Genomic DNA, 20,013 nt, shown 5'->3' on the forward strand with positions numbered 1-20,013 from the left:
AATTGTAGTATGTTTAAATAATGGTCAATTGATAAGTGGAAATATTTTTCGTTATAGATAAAACTTTATGAATTTAAAGCATTATTATATTTATTGCTGAAAGATAAATAACAATTAGAAATTACTTTCATATTAAAGATATATTCTTTATGATAGAGGGTATGAAAAGAAAGGAAAGGAATTATAATCCATGTGGAGAAAGGTTAAAATCCGTTTAAGCAGATTAACACCAGCCCAGGTAATAACAAGCTATTATTTAATGGCGATTACATTTTCAGTAATACTTCTTAGCTTGCCCTATGTACATAAGCCTGGGGTTGAAATTGATTTTATTGATACGGTATTTACCGCAGTGAGTGCAGTAAGTGTGACAGGCTTAACTGTTGTAGAAATTTCAGAAACCTATAGTGTCTTTGGGTATTTTATTATTATGATTGTGTTGCAATTTGGCGGTCTAGGAATCATGGCAATCGGCACGTTTTTTTGGATGTTATTAGGGAAAAAAATTGGCCTTAGAAGCAGGCGGCTTATTATGATTGACCACAACCAAATGGCGTTATCCGGTCTCGTACATTTGATTAGAGAAATAATCAAAATTGTCCTTCTAATTGAACTTTTAGGGGCATTAATTCTAGGTTTTCATTTTTTGAAATATTATCCGACATGGGAGGAGGCATTCCTTCATGGATTATTTGCATCTGTTAGTGCAACAACGAATGCGGGAATGGGTATAACTGGAGCTTCGCTAGTCCCTTTTGCAAGTGATTATTTTGTTCAATTAATTAATATCTTATTGATTATCCTTGGAGCGATAGGCTTCCCAGTATTAATTGAAGTAAAGGAATATTTATTTAATAAAACACTTGACGGGCGCTTCCGATTTTCATTATTTACGAAGCTAACAACCATTACATATGCCGGTCTCCTAATTATAGGCACAATATTTATTTTAGTGTTAGAGTTTAATCACTTTTTGAAAGGAGTAACATGGCATAAAGGCTTTTTTTATGCGTTATTCCAAGCAGCTACAACGAGAAGTGCCGGCCTTTCAACGATGGATATAAGCGAGTTTACTATGCCAACATTATTGGTTTTAAGTATCCTAATGTTCATCGGTGCATCGCCAAGTTCTGTTGGTGGTGGGATAAGGACCACGACATTTGCATTAAATATTTTATTTATTTTCCATTTTGCAAAGGGCAATAGAGATATTAAGGTATTTAACCGCGAGCTTCATCAAGATGATATTCATAAATCATTAGCCATTACAATCTTAGCAACTGTCATGTGCTTTTTATCAGTTGTGATTCTAAGTATTTCTGATAGTCAGCATGAGCTCATTGCCATTATCGTAGAGGTTTGTTCTGCTTTTGGTACAACGGGTCTTTCCATGGGGATTACGGCCGATTTAAGCAGCTTTGGGAAATGCATTTTGATGATCCTAATGTTTATTGGCAGAATTGGTTTAACATCCTTCTTATTTATTATTGGTGGTAAAGAGAAGAAGACCAATTATCATTATCCTAAAGAACGTGTGATTATAGGTTAAAAAATACAGGTGCCTGACTCCATGATTATACTAATATCCAGAGGCTGTACCATTAATTGGACACTTGATATTGAATCTTGGAGCAGGCACCTTTGCTTTGCACAGATCCGATTTAGTCCGTTCCCTTACTCACATCATGAGTAGGGTGCATAAAAGGACTGCCTTGTGGCCGTTTTTTTCTTTCGAGTAAATCCTTGTTTTCAGACGTATTCCAGCCAATATCATTCGTTGGATGAACCCACTCATCACCAGCCATAATGGAAGGCTCCGTTTCCTTGCTCCAGTTCTCTAATGGGGAATTTTCTGATGAGTAGAAGCTATCGCCTATGACCACGCCATGGGAATTTTCAAAAGGTGCTTCCATTTTAATTCCTGTTCCCTTGAAGCTAGGTGCTTCAATTTGATGGGGAAGAGTCTCATCAATGCCAATATTCTTTCCAACTGCCTTCTTCTTATTATCCATTCAAATCATCCCTTTTCCTTTGTATAGAAAAAATAGCTGGTCTTTTTTAGATTTTGTTGAATTAGTTCATTTATAAGTCTTTTTAAATTGAAATTTAAGGGAATTTTTTTTTGAATGAAAAAATATTGTGAGAAAACAATAAGAATGTACCATTCTCAATAGGAGGCTTCAGAAATGGCAAAAAGAAAAGCGCAATTTGATGCTGCTCTAAAGCATACGAAAACCCCAAAGAAAAACTTAGAGGAAACGGAATTCTCTGCAGAGTTTAGCCAAGGTGAAAACCCGATGAAAGGAGCAAACCGGAACTCAAAGCAAGGGAGAAAGGGCAGATCCTAATGGATAAAAACAAAGAAAAACAAAAAAATGCCAATGTTGAATTTGGCATCGAGTTTGGCGATATGAATGCCAGCAAACTTTATGAAGTTCCCTTTATGAGTAAAGATAAGGAAAAGAAAAACAATCGGAAAAAGAAATACTAAAGAAATCAGCCCTCTGCTTATGCAGGGGGCTGAAATGGAATAACTAATTATTAGAAAAAGAAAAAATGAATGATTTTTCATGTCTTGAATCAAAGTAAGTCAGGATTGTACCAGGGTTTTTGTTGATTTCTCCAGTAATTAAATACTTATCCAGATCAAATGGAAGTTTTTCGATTAGCGTATGCTTATAAATATCCTTTTCATTTAGGCCAATTTTAACAAATTCGGACCCTAAAATGGATGGGTTTTTGATTATGTCCTGATAAATGATTGATCTTTCAGCTTTATCGTAACTAGCAGAGGCATCGGGTCCCCACCACGGCTTTCTAGGCTTATATTTTTGCCTAATTAAATAGTCATACTTCATTAATCCTTCCACAATATCTAAGTCGGCTACCTTTTTGCTCTGAAGAAATTCATAAAGTCTTCTAAATAAATCCTCTAACTGATGCCCAATTCTTGACCAGCCTTTTTCCTCCCAAAAGCTTCCGAATTCCTGAAAGAAGTCAAATGGAGAAGAGAATGATTTAGTTACTAAATATTCCACCGTGAAATCCATTCTATGGTCATTCCAATATTTCTCCAGTACATCCTCAACCTGCTTAATCCGGATAATGTCGTCAAAGGACAATACATTATTTCCGAGCATTTCGTACGGTGAATGGTCCATATAAATATATTGATGTTCAGCAGCTCTCAAGCGCAGTCCTGTCCCTCTTAATAATTTTAAGAAACCAAGCTGCAGTTCCTCAGGTCTCATCGCGAATACATCATTAAATGTTTTTCGGAATGAATGATAATCTTCCTCGGGAAGTCCAGCAATTAAATCCAGATGCTGGTCTATTTTTCCGCCATTTTTGACCATTGTCACTGTACGTGAAAGTTTTTCGAAATTCTGCTTTCTCATAACAAGCTCATTTGTATAATCATTTGTTGATTGAACACCTATTTCAAAACGGAATAAGCCCGCTGGTGCCTCCTTATTTAGAAACTCAATAACCTCGGGTCTCATAATGTCTGCCGTAATTTCAAACTGAAATACAGTCCCCGGCAGATGCTCATCTATTAAAAATTGAAACATTTCCATCGCATAGCTTCTGCTTATATTAAACGTACGATCGACAAACTTTATCGTTTTAGCGCCGTTTTTCATTAAATAACGAATATCTTCCTTAATTTTTTCACGGTCAAAATAACGAACTCCAACCTCTATCGATGACAGGCAGAATTGACAGCTAAAAGGACAGCCACGGCTTGTCTCGATATACGTAACCCGCTTTGAAAGGTGAGGGATATCCTCTTCAAATCTGAAGGGAGAAGGTAATTCTCGAAGATCCAGCTTATTTCGCTGAGGATTGATTTTGACCTCTCCATCCTTACGATAAGCAACCCCATGTATTTGTTCAATCTCTAATTCACCTTGAATACCTGAGAGTAATTGCTTAAATGTCTCTTCTCCTTCACCAATAACAATATAGTCGAAATCATTAACCTCTTTCATCCAGTCTAGGACATCATAGGAAACTTCAGGGCCGCCTACGACAATTTGAATAGACGAATTAATCTTTTTGATCATATTGACTACTTTAATCGTTTCTTCGATATTCCAAATATAGCAGCTAAATCCGATGACGTCAGGCTTCTTTCGAATTAAATCTGTCACGATATTCATAATTGGGTCTTTAATTGTATATTCAGCAATTTCTATATGAAACTCAGGGCTTGCATAAGCCTTTAAATAACGTATGGCAATATTAGTGTGAATATATTTAGCATTTAGTGTAGAACAAATTATTTTCATGAAAGAAACTCCTTATAGAGTATTAAATATCAACATATTATTATAACTTATTGTTGACAAAAAGGATAGATGCAAAACCTGCCTTCAATTGTAGAGGATTTATAGTTTTTTATTTTGTCAATTTTAGAAAAAATAAATAGGATATACTATATACAAATAAGTATGTCACATTTATAATGGTAATATAAAATAATACATACTTATCTTCCCTAGGGGGTGATGATGATTAAATTATCCGATCGCCAGGATGAAATCCTTCAAATTGTAAAACGTGACGGCCCGATAACAGGTAACGAAATTGCTAAAAAGCTCTCACTTTCAAGAGCAGCGTTACGCCCAGATCTTGCAATACTCACAAGAACTGGGAATTTAGATGCCAGGCCTCGAGTAGGCTATTTCTATAATGAGGAATTTCAAGTCAAGCGTCATGCAGAAAAGTTTATCAACCAAAAGGTAAAGGATTTTAAAGCACATCCAATCGTAGTTGAAAGTTCAACCTCTGTTTATGATGCAATTGTCCAATTGTTTTTAGAGGATGTTGGTACGCTTTATGCAGTTGATTCAGAGGGGTATTTGGCAGGAGTTGTTTCAAGAAAGGATTTATTAAGGGCATCCCTTGGAAATAAAAACCTTCAAGAGCTGCCGGTAAGTGTGATCATGACAAGGATGCCAAATATTACAACGGTTGACCCAGAAGAAACATTACTCGAAGCCGCGAAAAAAATGATTTCCTATCATATTGATTCTTTACCAGTTGTAAAAGAAGTTAAGGGGAAAAGCAATGCATTTTTACTGCTAGGAAGAATAACGAAAACGACCTTAACTCGCGCATATATAGAAATAGGAGAAAAATAACCTCAGGGGAGTTGCTGAAAAGTTGGAGCGCAAGAAAATCGTATATGTGGTGTCAGACTCGGTTGGGGAAACTGCGGAGTTTGTCGTAAAAGCAGTAGCAACTCAGTTTAATGGCAGTCAAATTGATATTCGCAGAAATTCATATGTAGATGATATCGAGGATATTGAAGATATTATTACTCTAGCTAATAAAGACCAATCGATCATTGCTTATACAATTGTTATTCCTGCCTTAAAGGAGCACTTAGATAAAAGAGCGCAAGATGAAGGAATTGTAGCTGTTGATTTATTAAACCCTTTAATGAATGCGTTTCAAACACAGTTTAACAAAGAGCCGCATCATAGTCCTGGGTTAATGAGGAAGCTGGATGAAGAGTATTTTCGGAAAATTGAAGCGATTGAATTCGCAGTTAAATACGATGATGGGCGTGATCCGCGAGGAATAACTAAAGCAGATATTGTATTGATTGGCGTTTCCAGAACTTCGAAAACTCCATTATCGATGTATTTGGCACATAAACGGTTTAAGGTGGCCAATGTCCCTTTAGTCCCGGAAGTACCGCCGCCAGATGAACTATTTCAAATTCCGCGAAAGAATTGTATTGGCTTAATTATTTCGCCAGATAAACTAAACGAAATACGCAAGGAAAGGCTAAAGGCACTTGGACTTGCATCGCAAGCGAACTATGCAAGCTTTGGTCGGATTCTTGATGAATTAGATTATGCAGAGAAAATTATGAAGCGTGTAGGATGTCCGATTATTAATGTATCGAATAAGGCTGTGGAAGAAACAGCAGGGTTAATACTAGAAGTGTTAAAAAAGGAGAGGAGCTATTAATTATGGAGAAATTCGTTTATTTATTTCAAGAAGGTCATGGAAACATGAAAGATTTGCTCGGAGGAAAAGGAGCAAATCTAGCGGAAATGACAAACATCGGTTTGCCAGTACCTGATGGTTTTACGATTTCTACAGGAGCTTGCAGTGCTTATTATGAGGCTGGAAAAACAATTCCAAATCTAGTAATGCAACAGACTTTAGAAGCTTTATCACGTCTAGAAGCAAAAATGGAAAAGAAATTGGGAGATTCAGAAAATCCATTACTAGTTTCTGTACGCTCAGGATCTGTTTTCTCAATGCCTGGAATGATGGATACGATATTAAATCTTGGGATGAATGACGAAACGGTCGTAGGATTAGCAAAATTAACAAACAATCCTCGTTTTGCTTATGATTCATATCGACGTTTTATTCAAATGTTCAGCAACGTTGTTCTCGAGATTGATACGTATTATTTTGAGCAATTATTAGAGGAAATTCGTGAACATAAAGGATATTCCTCTGACCCTGAATTGACAGCTGAAGATTGGAAGGAAGTCATTGCCGGCTATAAGGGAATTGTGAAAAAGCATACGAGAAAAGCATTTCCACAGGATCCGAAGGAACAGCTTTTCCTTGCTATCAATGCGGTATTTAACTCCTGGAATAATCAGCGTGCAATCGTTTATCGCCGATTAAATAAAATTCCTGATCATCTTGGAACAGCCGTTAATATTCAAAGTATGGTATTTGGGAATATGGGGAATGACTCTGGGACAGGTGTTGCTTTTACAAGGAATCCTTCAACTGGAGAACCCGTTCTTTACGGTGAATATTTAATCAATGCTCAAGGGGAGGATGTTGTTGCAGGAATTCGTACTCCACTGCCAATTCGAACCTTAAAGGAAGAAATGCCAGAAGTATACCAGCAATTTAATCAAATTTGTCAGCAGCTTGAGCAGCATTATCAAGAAATGCAGGATATAGAGTTTACTGTAGAACGGGGTAAGCTATTTATACTTCAAACACGAAATGGAAAGAGAACAGCCCAAGCTGCGATTCGTATTGCTGTGGAAATGGTAGATGAAGGAATTATTGATAAAAAGACCGCTCTTCTTCGTGTGGACCCTGACCAGTTAAATCAGCTTCTGCACCGCAGAATAGATGAATCAGCAGTAAAGACCATTCTAGCAAAAGGTTTGCCAGCCTCTCCCGGGGCTGCAACAGGTCAGGTAGTTTTCGATGCTGATGAAGCTGAACAATTGGCTAATGAGGGCAAAAAGGTAATCCTAGTTCGTCCTGAGACTACCCCGGATGATATCCATGGGATTGTCGCTGCACAAGCCATTTTGACAAGCCGGGGAGGTATGACTAGTCATGCAGCGGTTGTTGCCAGAGGAATGGGGAAGGCTTGTATATGCGGATGTGAAGCTTTAAAAATTGATTTAAAAGCAAAACATTTTGCTGCTGGCGATAAGGTAATTAAGTATGGGGATACCATTACGATTGATGGTTCAACTGGAGAAATTATTCTTGGGGAGGTCCCAATGATTGACCCAGAGCTATCGGAAGAATTTCAATGCTTACTTCGCTGGGCTGATGAAGTTCGTAATATAACTGTTCGCGCAAATGCTGATAATCCAGAGGACGCGAAAAAAGCCTTTGAATTTGGAGCGGCCGGAATTGGTTTATGCCGGACGGAACATATGTTTATGGATAGTAAGCGGATTCCAACTGTTCAAAAAATGATATTAGCTGATAGCTTTAATGAGAGAAAGGAAGCACTTGAGCAGCTTTTACCAATGCAGCAAGGGGATTTTGAAGGGATTTTTGAAGCGATGCAAGGTTATCCAGTAAATGTCCGTCTACTTGACCCTCCGCTTCATGAGTTTTTACCTCACAAAGAGGAGCTTCTCGTTGATGTGACAAGGCTTCAAATATTAGATCCTAAATCTGAGGAATTGAAGAAAAAAGAGCAATTGCTTAAAAAAGTCCGTCAATTGGATGAGTATAATCCGATGCTTGGTCTTCGCGGTTGCCGTTTAGGAATGATGTATCCAGAAATCTATGAAATGCAGGCAAAGGCAATCTTCTATGCTGCTGCTAAACTAGCTGAAAAAGCAATAGATGTTCAGCCAGAAATCATGATACCGCTAGTCGGTCATGTGAATGAACTTAAGCAAATGCGTCAAGTAGTAATCGATGCCGCAAATCATGTTCAGGCAGAAACAGGTAAGGAGATTAAATATACAATTGGTACAATGATAGAAATTCCACGTGCTGCTTTGACAGCTGATGAAATTGCAGTGGAAGCCGATTTCTTCTCGTTTGGAACAAATGATTTAACACAAACAACGTTTGGATACAGCCGTGATGATGCAGAAGGGAAATTCCTTCAAGCCTATATTGAGAACAAAGTTCTACCGGAAAATCCATTTGCAGCCCTTGACCAAAATGGTGTTGGAAAGCTTGTAGAAACAGGTGTGAAGCTTGGAAGAAAAACAAAGCCAAAGCTTAAAACGGGAATTTGCGGGGAACATGGTGGCGAGAAAAGCTCCATTGAATTCTTCTATAAGACAGGGTTAGATTATATCAGCTGTTCGCCTTACCGCGTTCCATTAGCTCGATTGGCAGCTGCGCAAGCAACTATTCGCCATGAATCTAAAAATGAAGTGGTTTTTACGAACGCTTAATTCAGGAAGGACAGTATCTTTGTGGTACTGTCCTGTTTTATTTATAGAATTTTCAGGCAAATTAGTAAACATAACTATCTTTCATTAAATAAAATAGATAGAATATTAATAAGGTAAGAAAAATGATTGAAAGAAGGTTGGCTATGAGAGTAAGCTTATTTGCTACATGTTTAGTAGATATGTTCCAAAGTAATGTCGGGAAGGCGACTGTAGAAGTCCTAGAGCGACTAGGCTGTGAGATTGATTTTCCCAAAAATCAAGTTTGCTGCGGCCAACCGGCATACAATAGCGGCTATGTAAAAGAATCAAAAGAAGCGATGAAAAGAATGATCGAGGCCTTCGAAGAATCAGAATATGTTGTTTCTCCTTCTGGATCATGCGCATATATGTTTCAGGAGTATCCAGCAATTTTCAAGGAAGATCCAGTATGGGAGCCAAGAGCTAAGGAACTGGCTAGAAAAACGTATGAATTAACTCAATTTATTGTAGATGTTTTGAAGGTTGAGGATATAGGGGCAAGGTTAGAAGGAAATGCTACCTATCATACTTCCTGTCATATGACGAGATTACTTGGTGTAAAGGAAGCACCTCTTAAACTATTAAATCGTGTAGAGGGGCTCCAATATACGGAGTTGCCAAACAAGCATAATTGCTGCGGGTTTGGCGGTACATTTTCTGTGAAAATGACGCAAATATCAGAGCAAATGGTTGATGAGAAGGTTAAGCATATTGAAGAAACGCAAGCTGAATATATTATCGGTGCAGATGGGGGATGCTTAATGAATATTGGGGGACGCATCGACCGAAAAGGGAAGCCGATAAAGGTTATGCATATTGCTGAAGTATTAAACAGCCGTTAAAGGAGGGGAGTATAATGGCGATGAAAATTGGCACTGAAAATTTCGATGAGCGAGTCAACGCTGGCATTAATAATTCTTTTATGAGAGGAGCCGTTTCTAGTGCACAGGAAAGACTTCATACACGAAGATTAGCTGCTGCAGAAGAATTAGGCAACTGGGAAGAATGGCGCTCGCTTGGAGAAGAGATCCGCCAGCACGTACTTGAAAATTTAGATTATTATCTATATGAATTAAGCGAGAATATTGCTAAAAGAGGCGGTCATGTATTCTTTGCTGAAACAGCTGAAGAAGCCACTTCTTATATTGAAGATGTAATAAAAGAGAAAAACGCCAAAAAGGTAGTAAAATCCAAATCAATGGTCACGGAGGAAATTCACTTAAATGCTTGCCTTGAAAACGCTGGCTGCGAAGTGATTGAGACAGATTTAGGTGAATATATTTTACAGATTGATGATCATGATCCGCCCTCACATATTGTAGCTCCGGCATTACACAAAAATAAGGAACAAATCCGAGATGTTTTTGCTAAAAAATTAAACTATGAGAATAGTGAAGATCCAGCAGAATTATGCGCACATTCACGGAAAATGCTGAGAAATGAATTTTTAACAGCAGATGTAGGCATAACAGGATGCAACTTTGCCATTGCGGAAACCGGCTCCATAACTTTAGTGACAAATGAGGGAAATGCTGACCTTGTTACGGCATTGCCAAAAACACAAATAACCGTCATGGGCATGGAAAGAATCGTTCCAACCTTTGAAGAAATGGAGGTTCTTGTTAGTTTATTAACAAGGAGTGCGGTTGGACAAAAACTGCCAAGCTATGTAACCGTCCTTTCTGGTCCTCGAGAAGAAGAGGATTCTGACGGACCAGAGGAATTTCATTTAGTCGTCGTTGATAATGGACGTTCTAATATTTTAGGAGGAGAGTTTCAATCTATTTTACAATGTATACGCTGTGCTGCATGTGTGAATGTTTGTCCAGTGTATCGCCATGTGGGAGGGCATTCGTACGGCTCGATTTACTCAGGACCAATTGGAGCAGTCCTGTCACCGTTATTAGGAGGATATGATGATTATAAGGAGCTCCCTTATGCATCGACATTATGCGGGGCTTGCACTGAGGCTTGTCCAGTAAAGATTCCGCTGCATGAACTTCTCCATAAACATCGTCAAGTTATAGTTGAAAAAGAGGGAAAAGCACCGATATCCGAGAAAATGGCAATGAAGGCATTTGGGCTTGGAGCAGCTTCGCCTGCACTGTATAAAATCGGTTCGAAAGTAGCCCCTGCTGCTATGAACCCATTTACAGTTGGCGACAAAATTTCAAAAGGACCAGGTCCGCTTAAGGCTTGGACAGAAATTCGTGATTTCCCAGCACCAAATAAAGAGCGCTTCCGTGATTGGTTTGCCAATCGGGATACTGGGGGTAATAAATAATGGTTGGGAAAATCCAGAATAGGGAGTTATTTTTAACTAAGATTGCTGAGCGATTAGGCAGAGGTCAACGGGCGACCACGATAGAAAGCCCTGTGTGGAACTTTCAACCACAGGATGATGTTTTAAAGGGAGCAAGCAGTGATGACTTACTTCATGTCCTAAGAGAGCAATGTAAAAATATACACACCGATTTTTTTACAACAAATATTTCAGGGCTGCCCGAAACAATAAAGAGCATTATTTTCGAATATGGCGGGGGGCCGATTATCACGTGGAGTGACCCGCGATTTGAAGCATTTGGGCTTTCACCCCTGTTTAATGAAATTCTGCCGAGTAAAAATATAAAAGTTGATGTCTGGGACTCAAGCGTTGGTCAAGAAAATATTAAACTAGCAGAAAAGGCAAATATCGGGATCACGATAAGTGAAATCACCTTAGCAGAATCTGGTACAGCAGTCATTTTCAGCAGTAAAGATAGAGGGAGAAGTATTAGCTTCTTACCAGCAACATCTGTCATCATTATACCGAAAAGTTCCATCGTTCCACGCATGACACAAGCAGCAAGATTAATTAGGAAAAAAGTAAAGAATGGAGAGGAAATTGCTTCATGTGTTAACTTTATAACTGGTCCAAGCAATTCGGCAGATATTGAGTTGAACTTAGTTGTTGGCGTACATGGTCCAACAAAGGCTGCTTATATTGTTGTAGAGGATATATAAGAGAACACAATTAACCTGCTAATTTTCAAAGTGCTGGTATAAGTTACCAGCTGAAATCGATTATCAAACAGTATAGCTGCCCACATGGCAGCTTGTTTTTTTGCATACTTTATGTAAAGGAGTTGATTTGGAATGGTCAAAATTTTCATTGACCCTGGACATGGAGGAGCAGATCCGGGTGCCGTTGGGAATGGGTTATTTGAAAAAAACTTAACCTTGAAAATTTCTAAATATATAAGGACCATGCTGACAGCTTACGAAAATATTCAAGTAAAATTAAGCCGGGAAAGTGATCAAACTGTATCCCTTAATCAACGAACGAACATGGCAAACGCGTGGGGAGCAGAATTTCTATTATCTGTCCATATAAATTCTGGCGGGGGCACTGGATTTGAAGATTATATTCATCCAAGAAATAGACAAAGTTCACCTTCTTACCAAGGGGTCATTCATGAAGAAATCGTCAAGCAAATAGATTTAAAGGATCGAGGTAAAAAACAGGAGAATTTTCATATGCTGCGAGAATCCAATATGCCAGCAATGCTAACAGAAAATGGATTTATAGATAATCCAAATGATGCCTCAAAACTTAGTCAGTCTTCGTATATAGAAAGAATAGCGCGTGGTCATGTAAATGGATTGGTTAGGGCTTTAAAGCTTAAAAAAAAGCCAGAAAGACTGCCGAATTGGGATGGTTTAGTTTTTAAAAAAGGACAAATAGGACGAATTAAAATATTGAAAAGGATCAATCTTTGGAGAAGAGATGAAAATAAAAAATTAATTTTTTCTAGAATATTGAATCCTGGTGAAGTTTACCCTGTATATGGATTCGATAATTTATATGGCGGACAATATAACGTAGGAGACAACCATTGGATTACAAATATTGATGGATATATTAAATATGAGACACCTTCGAAGTCATTCTTAGCAAATGCTGTGAAATTTTATGCTAAGTAACAAAAACCGCCAATTCCTCATGAATCAGGAATTGGCGTTTTTTGTTTTTTACGTCCCAGAGAGGATTCGAACCTCCGACCTACAGCTTAGGAGGCTGTCGCTCTATCCTGCTGAGCTACTGGGACATGATAGTATTATTAGTGATCTAGTTTTCACTGAATGGGTGTGCCCCTGTTCCTTCCTCTACTAGTTAATCAAGGAAGCTGAATGCGTCGGAACAAAGCTACGAGGATGGTGAGTCAGGGAAGTGTACGCTTTGCTGAGCTACTGGGACACGATAGTATTATTAGTGATCTAGTTTTCACTAAATGGATGTGATCCTGTTCCTTCCTCTACTAGTTAATCAAGGAAGCTGGATGCGTCGGAACAAAGCTACAAGGATGGTGAGTCAGGGAAGTGTACGCTTTGCTGAGCTACTGGGACATTTAGATTTTTATTATAAACTCCTGTTCCAATACAGTCAATTATTTAGACTAAAAACGGACGCATAAGTACGTCCGTTTTTAGTTTAAAAGCTTCTTCCTATAGTATTGCATTATAGCAGATGACCGAGCTTGCAGGTTTTTCAGTTTGGTTGTCTTTAACTCAATAAGAGGCTGTGCGAATGGTACGGTTATTTTGCTGGATAATAGTAAAGTTAGCAATAGGGATGCGCCAGCTAACAACAGATAGTTTTGTGGTTCCGTGAAATAATGTTGTACCGGGCTCTCTCTAAAAATACGAATAAAAAACCCGTGCAGGAGATAAACATACAATGTGTTTTTTCCTAAGTTTGTAAAGAAATAATGTCCCTTTGGAACTAGCGAGAAAAAACTGAAGACCATAATTAAGCTTAATATATAAAACCCTAAACGTGTTAACATAGCGCCTATGGATGCTGCACCCATCTCTGTATATGGCTTGGATCCTAGTAGCCATTCATGATTCAAATCTGGGGAAAAATAAAATCCCGTAAATACAATCGCCAATACACACAAGGCTGCGAGCTTAATTTTTGCTGTTTGAAGGAAAGAAAAATGCTCTCTTTTTAAATAATAGCCAATTAGAAAGAGTGGGAAGAACACAAAAGTTCTAGATAAACTTAAATAGTTTGTAATCCAGTCAATATATCCAACTAACAGCCCAACGATAAACGCCGCCCCGAGTGAATATGAAGCTTTATATTTAGTGAAAGCGAGCAGCATAATATTCCAAGAAAACAAACTGATTAAAAACCATAAAGACCAATGTGGCTTTAGCGGTTCAACCTGAAAGGACGATTCTTTATATAGAAAGAAATAAAATACAGAATAGATGACTTGAAAAATGATATATGGAAGGATTAACTTTCTAGTAATTTTAGAAACATATCCTTTTTTATTAAATCCTTTGGCAAAATAACCTGAGATAAGAATAAATGCTGGCATATGGAAGGTATAGATTACCTTATAAAGAGTATAGATTCCCTCGCTGTCTTCGATAAAAGACTGAAGAAAATGCCCAAATACGACCAAGGAAATTAAAATAAATTTTGCATTATCAAAGTAATACTCCCGTTTCTTCATATATCCTCCTCTTTTTAGACCCCCTAAAAAGATTCTTAATATATATACCCACCCTATCATGTTTAAAACCTTTAATGGCTAGTAAATGAGAGGGGTGTTTTCTAATTATAGGAAATATACTTTGGTAATGGTTTGTTATAATACATGAAAACATCTGTTATATAATTGTGATTGCGTTCTCAACGTTGATATTAATGCGATTTTTTGAAAAAATACAAACTGTTTTAGTCATTTTTGTTAGAATGTTTGACTTTTGTCACAGCGGTACTTTAAACATTCTAATACAATATCAAAAGGGGAAATTTTCATGTTTGTATTTTACAGACAAAAAGGATGAATATTGGGAGGGACAATATGTCAATTTTACCAAAGAAAAGTGGACTTGGTTTTTTTGAAATTAGACTGGAATCAATCGGAGGGCTGGGGGCTAATCTAGCTGGAAAAATGCTTGCTGAAGCCGGAGTTTTGGGGCTCGGTTTAAACGGTTCGAACTTTTCATCATATGGCTCTGAAAAGAAAGGATCGCCAGTGAAAAGCTTTATTCGTTTTTGTGATCAAGATATAGAAATTCGTGCTCATAGTCCGATTGAACAACCACATGTTGTCGGTGTTTTTCATGAGGCATTATATAAAACAGTTGATGTAGTAAGCGGCCTTGAGCCAGATGGAATTCTATTAGTTAATTCCATTAGGGATTTTGATTCAATCAAGGCAGATTTGAAATTAGAAACAGGCACATTAGCTATCATCGATGCTTTGCAAATTTCTGTTGATGAAAAGACAAAGGTTAATACAGCGATGCTTGGAGCATTATTCCGTATTTGTGACTTCCTTGATCCTGAATCTATGAAGGATGTCATTCGAAAAACATTCGAAAAGAAATACCCGCATCTTGTTGAACCAAATATTCGAACATTTGAACGAGGATACAATGAGGTTCAATTCAAAACATATGAAACACCTGATGATGCAAAGGGAAAAGCATTTTCTCGTCCGCTTCCATTACTAGGATATGAAACTCAAGAAATTGGCGGGATTATTACAGCTCAAGGAAATAGTATCTTAAAAGACTTGAGCGGGTCCAGACAAGGGTTCCTTCCAAAATATGATCAAGAGACATGTATTCACTGTGCTGCATGTGATACCGTCTGTCCTGATTATTGCTTTGTATGGGAAGAAGGGGAGGATAAGCGCGGTCGGAAGCAAATGTTTCTTAAAGGCATCGATTATCAATATTGCAAAGGCTGCCTAAAGTGTGTCGAGGCTTGTCCGACAACGGCATTAAGTGATTTGCGCGAAACAATTGGCTATGCTGAAGCAAACTGGGTGAAACATAAATTTCCTTACATAGCGGGAGGGATTTCATAATGGCGATGGTAGTTGAACAACCTATTAAAAAAGATATTGCAGAACAATTGGTAACCTTTGAAAGCGGAAATGAAATGGCGGCAATGGCTGCAGCCCAAATAAACTATCATATTATGGGATATTTTCCGATTACACCTTCAACTGAGGTCGCCCAATATTTAGACCAAATGAAGGCTAGAGGAGAACATAATATTAAGTTGATTCCGGCCGATGGAGAACATGGCTCAGCAGGGATTTGTTACGGAGCTGCTGCAACAGGTGCAAGGGTATTTAATGCAACAAGTGCTAATGGTCTAATGTATATGCTTGAGCAGCTTCCTGTTCAATCCGGTACACGATTCCCGATGGTGATGAATTTAGTTACACGTTCCGTAAGCGGCCCGTTAGACATTAGAGGGGACCATTCAGATTTATACTTTGCCCTTAATACAGGCTGGGTAATACTAACGGCGAGAACACCACAGGCTGTTTATGATATGAATATAATGGCTCTCAAAATTGCTGAGCATTCAAAGGTTCGTTTGCCTGTGATTGTTGCATATGACGGCTTTTTTACATCTCATCAGAAGAGAAAAGTCAATTATTTTAAAGATCGCAATGTAGTTCAGCAATTTGTTGGTGAGTGCCCGACAGATTATCATTTTATTAGGGATCCGAAAAAACCTGTAACGATTGGTGCCCATATGAATGGCGAAGACTTAATAAATAATCATTTTCAGCAATCTGAGGCGATGTATGCAGCAGGTGAGATATTTAAGGAAGTCGCAATAGATTATGCTGCCATTTCCGGCCGTGAATACCCAGTATTAGACTTATACAAAATGGTAGATGCAGAGGTAGCTCTATTCCTATTAAACTCAGCGGCTGAAACGGCAAAGGATACGGTCGATCGACTAAGAGAAAAAGGAATTAAAGCGGGTGTCATCAGCCCTAATATCATTCGTCCATTCCCTGCAAAAGAAATTCGTGAAGCTCTGAAAAATATTAAAGCCCTGCTCATTGGTGAGAGAGCAGATTCCTATGGCGGCAATGGTCCAAACTTAACTCACGAAGTAAAGTCCGCACTGCAGGATGATAAAAATAATAAAACGATTGTCTTAAGCCGTGTATTTGGACTTGGCGGAAAAGATTTTTATGAAGATGATGCAGAGCACTTCTTTAACGAAGCAATCGAGGCAATGAATAATGGATATGCCAAAAAATCATTTGATTATTTTGGTCATGTTCCCGGAAATAAAGATAAGGGACTTAAGCCAGTTATTACCCCTCAGCATGGGGATGTTTATAAATCAGGCTTGATTCACGTTGAAAAAGATCCCGAAACAAATAAATTAAAGGTGAAAATCCCACCATTACGCTCATTAACATCGAAGCCAAAGCGAATTGCTTCAGGACACGGAGCTTGTCCGGGCTGTGGAATATTTACTGGATTAGAATTGTTTTTTAAAGGGATTGAAGGAGATGTAGTAGTCCTCTTCCAAACGGGCTGTGCGTATGTTACAACGACTGCTTATCCATATTCTTCACATAAACAAACAATGATTCACAACCTTTTCCAAAACGGCGCTGCAACCCTTTCTGGAACATTAGAAGCCTTCTTGGAATTAAAGGAACGCGGAGAAATTGATGTGTCAGATGATGCGACCTTTGTCATGATTACGGGCGATGGCGGTATGGATATTGGGATGGGTTCAGCAATTGGAACGGCACTAAGAAATCATAACCTTATTATGCTTGAGTATGATAATGAAGGCTATATGAATACAGGCTCACAAATGTCCTATTCTACCCCAAAAGGACATATGACAAGTACAAGTAATGTCGGACGTACGCAAAAGGGTAAAGCATTCCATCATAAGGATACGGCACAAATTATGGCTTCAACTAATATCCCTTACGTCTTTACCGGAGCCGAAGCATTCCCGCAGGATTTAATTAAGAAAGCGGCAAAAGCGCAATGGTATGCACAAAATGTTGGTACGGTTTATGGGAAAATTCTTATCACCTGTCCATTAAACTGGAAGTCGGATGACCGCTATGGTGAGAAAATTATTGAAGCGGCTGTTAATACATGTTTCTTCCCTCTATATGAGGTTGAGGAGGGGGTAACAGCGATTACTTATAATCCAGAAGAGAAGAAGAAAAGGGTAGGATTGCCCGAATGGCTGAAGTATATGGGAAAAACAAAGCATCTTTTAAAAGAAGAAAATCATGAAATGTTAACGGAATTGGAAGAAGAAATCGAAAAGCGCTGGCAGCGTCTTCTAGCTAAACATGAAAATCCTTTATTATAAATAATTCTTTCATACACAAAGCGTCTCCCTAGTCAATTTGCGGCTATGAGACGCTTTTTTTATTTAATAGAAGTAATAACCCTTAATGGGGCAAACTGGAGAATCTCCTTTATTTATCCTAAAGTACCAACTTCCTCTTGAATGCCTAATTAATTATATTATAATAAAATAGTACTAGTAATATTTTGATATTTTTACATAATTTTTGGTACAATATGTTGACAACAATGTCAAGACAAGGGAGGAATACCTAATATGAAAGGGGTAAAAAAGACTCGTATTAAGAAAGTAAAAAAATCTAAAAATCATAAAAAGGATAAAGAATATAAGTTAAATAGAGTCATTACCAGGCTGTCAAACATTCCATTATGGAAAAGATTAAAGCTAGGACAAAAATATGGAGTAGCTTTATTTGTAACAATTGGTTTATTTACAATTTCCACCATTATCACATTTGGCTTCTTGTCTATTGCGAATTCCAAAATGGAAATGGTTGAAGAATCGGGCGAAAAAGCCATATTGTTTAATGAAGCTACGGCCATTTTTCATCAAAAAGGCAGCTCAATTGGAAATTATATAATAGATTCCAATCCGAAGCATTTAACATCCTTTGATGAACTATCAAAGGAATTTAATAAATTAAAGAAGGCATTAAAGCCGGCCTTGACAACTAAAATGTCAAAAGACTTATTTAATGAAATCATTGAAAATGACAAAAAAATATCAACGATGTTTCATTTTACAATTAAACCGGAAGTAAAGCTTCAGCATGTAAGAGAGTATCGTCTTGGAAAGCTGCAAGCAGATACGATGATTTCTGAAACAATCGTTAAATTAGACACTTTAAGCGAAATGCTGAATACAGAGCGAAAGAAAGCAGTAAATTCTGCTAAGTCCGCGTTATTATTAACGTTGATTATACTTGGGATTTCAATCGTTATTTCTGCTGCTCTTGGTATCGTAAGCATCCTTGTTATTGGAAAATTTATTTCCACACAGCTTAGTCAAATTGTTCATCTTTCTAACGAAGTGGCTAGCGGAAATCTCAAAGTAGATGCCATAGACTATGATGGCACCGATGAAATAGCTGAGTTAGGTAAAGCTACAAATTCAATGAAAGAAAAACTTCAGGCTATGATACAGGAAATATCTGCTGTTTCAACGTATGTTACAGAAAAGAGTGGAGAACTGAATATTGCCGCATCAGAGGTTAAAGCTGCCAGCCAGCAAGGAGCTTCAACAATTCAGGAGCTATCAGGCGGAGCAGAGGAACAAGCAAGATCAGCTAATGGTTTAGCTAGAATGATGGAAAGCTATATGGTAGATGTTGAAAAAGCATCACATAGTGGTACAGAGATTCAAAAGGCATCGAACGAGGTTCTAGCTTTGACTAAAACTGGGGATACCCTAATGGAAGAATCACAAAAACAAATGGCCATGATTAATGAAATTATGAAGACATCTGTTGAACGTGTAAACGGATTAGATGAACAAACACAGCAAATCACAAAGCTTATTCAAGTTATCCATGATATTGCTAATCAAACTAATCTGCTTGCGCTAAACGCAGCTATTGAAGCGGCGCGTGCAGGTGAACATGGCAGGGGCTTTGCGGTTGTTGCAGATGAAGTTCGAAAATTAGCTGAACAAGTTTCATTATCTGTTGCAGATATCACAAAGATTGTAAAAGGAATCCAAATGGAATCAAGTAATGTCGTTTCATCCCTACAGACTGGATATTCTCAAGTTGAAAAAGGAACTGATCAAATCCAACTGACTGGTGAAACATTTGAAAAGATCTATCAGGCTGTTAACATGATGTCAAATAATGTGCTGGAAATATCTATGAATCTTGAAAGTGTTTCTGGTGCTACTTTAACTATGAATCAATCAATTGAAAATATTGCTGATGTATCCATTCAATCTGCAGCAGGTATTGAACAAACGAGCGCTGTTATTACACAAACCAATCATTCTATGGAAGAAATCTCAGAAAATGCTCAAAGTTTATCGGAGCTTGCAGATCAATTAAATGTGATGATTTCAAAATTTAAGCTATAAATTTGTTACAAAGGGATTCCCTGATTTGGGAATCCCTTTTCTCTTTCTTTGCCCCAAACACCGTTATTTCAATTTTCAAATTTAAGAGAGGGAATTTTGCAATTTTGT

The 20,013-nt window shown here is 37.9% G+C and carries 16 protein-coding genes and 1 tRNA gene; 13 read left to right on the forward strand and 4 right to left on the reverse strand.

The features are described 5' to 3' along the window. Positions 1-190 precede the first annotated feature (190 nt). Complete coding sequence (locus RRV45_RS08155; RefSeq protein WP_315668317.1) at positions 191-1,549, forward strand: TrkH family potassium uptake protein; 1,359 nt, start codon at positions 191-193, stop codon at positions 1,547-1,549. Positions 1,550-1,661: 112 nt separating this feature from the next. On the opposite strand, the gene RRV45_RS08160 is transcribed toward RRV45_RS08155, so the two are convergent. After that, positions 1,662-2,012 carry a DUF3905 domain-containing protein gene (locus RRV45_RS08160; protein ID WP_315668318.1) on the reverse strand — a complete coding sequence of 117 codons (351 nt, stop codon included), beginning with the start codon at positions 2,010-2,012 and terminating at the stop codon, positions 1,662-1,664. 174 nt (positions 2,013-2,186) lie between these two features. Between RRV45_RS08160 and RRV45_RS08165 the strand changes: the two genes are divergently transcribed. Both RRV45_RS08165 and RRV45_RS08170 read left to right on the forward strand, forming a co-directional pair. After that, positions 2,187-2,348 (forward strand): hypothetical protein, encoded by a 162-nt coding sequence (locus tag RRV45_RS08165; protein WP_315668319.1) that lies wholly within the window; start codon positions 2,187-2,189, stop codon positions 2,346-2,348. After that, complete coding sequence (locus RRV45_RS08170) at positions 2,348-2,491, forward strand: hypothetical protein (protein WP_315668320.1); 144 nt, start codon at positions 2,348-2,350, stop codon at positions 2,489-2,491. Before RRV45_RS08165 ends, RRV45_RS08170 begins: the two co-directional genes overlap by 1 nt. Before the next feature lie 43 nt (positions 2,492-2,534). Here the strand turns inward: RRV45_RS08170 and RRV45_RS08175 are convergent, their stop codons facing one another. Beyond that, positions 2,535-4,292 (reverse strand): B12-binding domain-containing radical SAM protein, encoded by a 1,758-nt coding sequence (locus RRV45_RS08175; protein ID WP_315668321.1) that lies wholly within the window; start codon positions 4,290-4,292, stop codon positions 2,535-2,537. Positions 4,293-4,511: 219 nt separating this feature from the next. Here RRV45_RS08175 and RRV45_RS08180 point away from each other — a divergent pair, with 219 nt between their 5' ends. From RRV45_RS08180 to RRV45_RS08210, 7 genes are all read left to right on the forward strand, one after another. Beyond that, positions 4,512-5,147: a helix-turn-helix transcriptional regulator gene (locus RRV45_RS08180; RefSeq protein ID WP_315668322.1), complete on the forward strand. Its 636-nt coding sequence runs from the start codon at positions 4,512-4,514 to the stop codon at positions 5,145-5,147. 22 nt (positions 5,148-5,169) lie between these two features. Beyond that, positions 5,170-5,985 (forward strand): pyruvate, water dikinase regulatory protein, encoded by an 816-nt coding sequence (locus RRV45_RS08185; RefSeq protein ID WP_315668323.1) that lies wholly within the window; start codon positions 5,170-5,172, stop codon positions 5,983-5,985. A 2-nt stretch (positions 5,986-5,987) separates the two neighbouring features. Next, entirely contained in the window at positions 5,988-8,657 is a 2,670-nt protein-coding gene (gene ppdK / locus RRV45_RS08190; RefSeq protein WP_315668324.1) for a pyruvate, phosphate dikinase, read from the forward strand. A 143-nt stretch (positions 8,658-8,800) separates the two neighbouring features. Beyond that, complete coding sequence (locus tag RRV45_RS08195) at positions 8,801-9,517, forward strand: (Fe-S)-binding protein (protein WP_315668325.1); 717 nt, start codon at positions 8,801-8,803, stop codon at positions 9,515-9,517. A gap of 14 nt (positions 9,518-9,531) precedes the next feature. After that, entirely contained in the window at positions 9,532-10,959 is a 1,428-nt protein-coding gene (locus RRV45_RS08200) for a LutB/LldF family L-lactate oxidation iron-sulfur protein (RefSeq protein ID WP_315668326.1), read from the forward strand. Further along, complete coding sequence (locus RRV45_RS08205; RefSeq protein WP_315668327.1) at positions 10,959-11,678, forward strand: LutC/YkgG family protein; 720 nt, start codon at positions 10,959-10,961, stop codon at positions 11,676-11,678. Before RRV45_RS08200 ends, RRV45_RS08205 begins: the two co-directional genes overlap by 1 nt. Positions 11,679-11,810: 132 nt before the next feature. Further along, a complete protein-coding gene (locus RRV45_RS08210) occupies positions 11,811-12,638 on the forward strand; it encodes an N-acetylmuramoyl-L-alanine amidase family protein (protein WP_315668328.1) in 828 nt (275 codons plus the stop codon). Positions 12,639-12,689: 51 nt separating this feature from the next. Here RRV45_RS08210 and RRV45_RS08215 read toward each other — a convergent pair. Next, positions 12,690-12,763 (reverse strand) — tRNA-Arg (locus RRV45_RS08215). A 378-nt stretch (positions 12,764-13,141) separates the two neighbouring features. Further along, entirely contained in the window at positions 13,142-14,182 is a 1,041-nt protein-coding gene (locus RRV45_RS08220) for an acyltransferase family protein (RefSeq protein WP_315668329.1), read from the reverse strand. 354 nt (positions 14,183-14,536) lie between these two features. Here RRV45_RS08220 and RRV45_RS08225 point away from each other — a divergent pair, with 354 nt between their 5' ends. The 3 genes from RRV45_RS08225 (at position 14,537) to RRV45_RS08235 (ending at position 19,905) form a co-directional block, all read left to right on the forward strand. Further along, a complete protein-coding gene (locus tag RRV45_RS08225; protein WP_315668330.1) occupies positions 14,537-15,550 on the forward strand; it encodes a 2-oxoacid:acceptor oxidoreductase family protein in 1,014 nt (337 codons plus the stop codon). After that, entirely contained in the window at positions 15,550-17,844 is a 2,295-nt protein-coding gene (locus RRV45_RS08230; protein WP_315668331.1) for a thiamine pyrophosphate-dependent enzyme, read from the forward strand. The genes RRV45_RS08225 and RRV45_RS08230 overlap by 1 nt, the downstream gene beginning before the upstream one ends. 255 nt (positions 17,845-18,099) lie before the next feature. Further along, positions 18,100-19,905: a methyl-accepting chemotaxis protein gene (locus RRV45_RS08235; protein ID WP_315668332.1), complete on the forward strand. Its 1,806-nt coding sequence runs from the start codon at positions 18,100-18,102 to the stop codon at positions 19,903-19,905. The last annotated feature ends 108 nt before the right edge of the window (positions 19,906-20,013 follow it).

Source organism: Bacillus sp. DTU_2020_1000418_1_SI_GHA_SEK_038 (genome assembly GCF_032341175.1).
In the GTDB taxonomy this organism is placed as follows: Bacteria; Bacillota; Bacilli; order Bacillales; family Cytobacillaceae; genus Cytobacillus.

What these genes read in the sequence shown, in the direction of transcription:
- RRV45_RS08155 (WP_315668317.1), top strand. Translation starts at nt 191, where the DNA reads ATGTGGAGAAAGGTTAAAATCCGTTTAAGCAGATTAACACCAGCCCAG.
- RRV45_RS08160 (WP_315668318.1), bottom strand. Translation starts at nt 2,012, where the DNA reads ATGGATAATAAGAAGAAGGCAGTTGGAAAGAATATTGGCATTGATGAG.
- RRV45_RS08165 (WP_315668319.1), top strand. Translation starts at nt 2,187, where the DNA reads ATGGCAAAAAGAAAAGCGCAATTTGATGCTGCTCTAAAGCATACGAAA.
- RRV45_RS08170 (WP_315668320.1), top strand. Translation starts at nt 2,348, where the DNA reads ATGGATAAAAACAAAGAAAAACAAAAAAATGCCAATGTTGAATTTGGC.
- RRV45_RS08175 (WP_315668321.1), bottom strand. Translation starts at nt 4,292, where the DNA reads ATGAAAATAATTTGTTCTACACTAAATGCTAAATATATTCACACTAAT.
- RRV45_RS08180 (WP_315668322.1), top strand. Translation starts at nt 4,512, where the DNA reads ATGATGATTAAATTATCCGATCGCCAGGATGAAATCCTTCAAATTGTA.
- ppdK (WP_315668324.1), top strand. Translation starts at nt 5,988, where the DNA reads ATGGAGAAATTCGTTTATTTATTTCAAGAAGGTCATGGAAACATGAAA.
- RRV45_RS08195 (WP_315668325.1), top strand. Translation starts at nt 8,801, where the DNA reads ATGAGAGTAAGCTTATTTGCTACATGTTTAGTAGATATGTTCCAAAGT.
- RRV45_RS08200 (WP_315668326.1), top strand. Translation starts at nt 9,532, where the DNA reads ATGGCGATGAAAATTGGCACTGAAAATTTCGATGAGCGAGTCAACGCT.
- RRV45_RS08205 (WP_315668327.1), top strand. Translation starts at nt 10,959, where the DNA reads ATGGTTGGGAAAATCCAGAATAGGGAGTTATTTTTAACTAAGATTGCT.
- RRV45_RS08210 (WP_315668328.1), top strand. Translation starts at nt 11,811, where the DNA reads ATGGTCAAAATTTTCATTGACCCTGGACATGGAGGAGCAGATCCGGGT.
- RRV45_RS08220 (WP_315668329.1), bottom strand. Translation starts at nt 14,182, where the DNA reads ATGAAGAAACGGGAGTATTACTTTGATAATGCAAAATTTATTTTAATT.
- RRV45_RS08225 (WP_315668330.1), top strand. Translation starts at nt 14,537, where the DNA reads ATGTCAATTTTACCAAAGAAAAGTGGACTTGGTTTTTTTGAAATTAGA.
- RRV45_RS08230 (WP_315668331.1), top strand. Translation starts at nt 15,550, where the DNA reads ATGGCGATGGTAGTTGAACAACCTATTAAAAAAGATATTGCAGAACAA.
- RRV45_RS08235 (WP_315668332.1), top strand. Translation starts at nt 18,100, where the DNA reads ATGAAAGGGGTAAAAAAGACTCGTATTAAGAAAGTAAAAAAATCTAAA.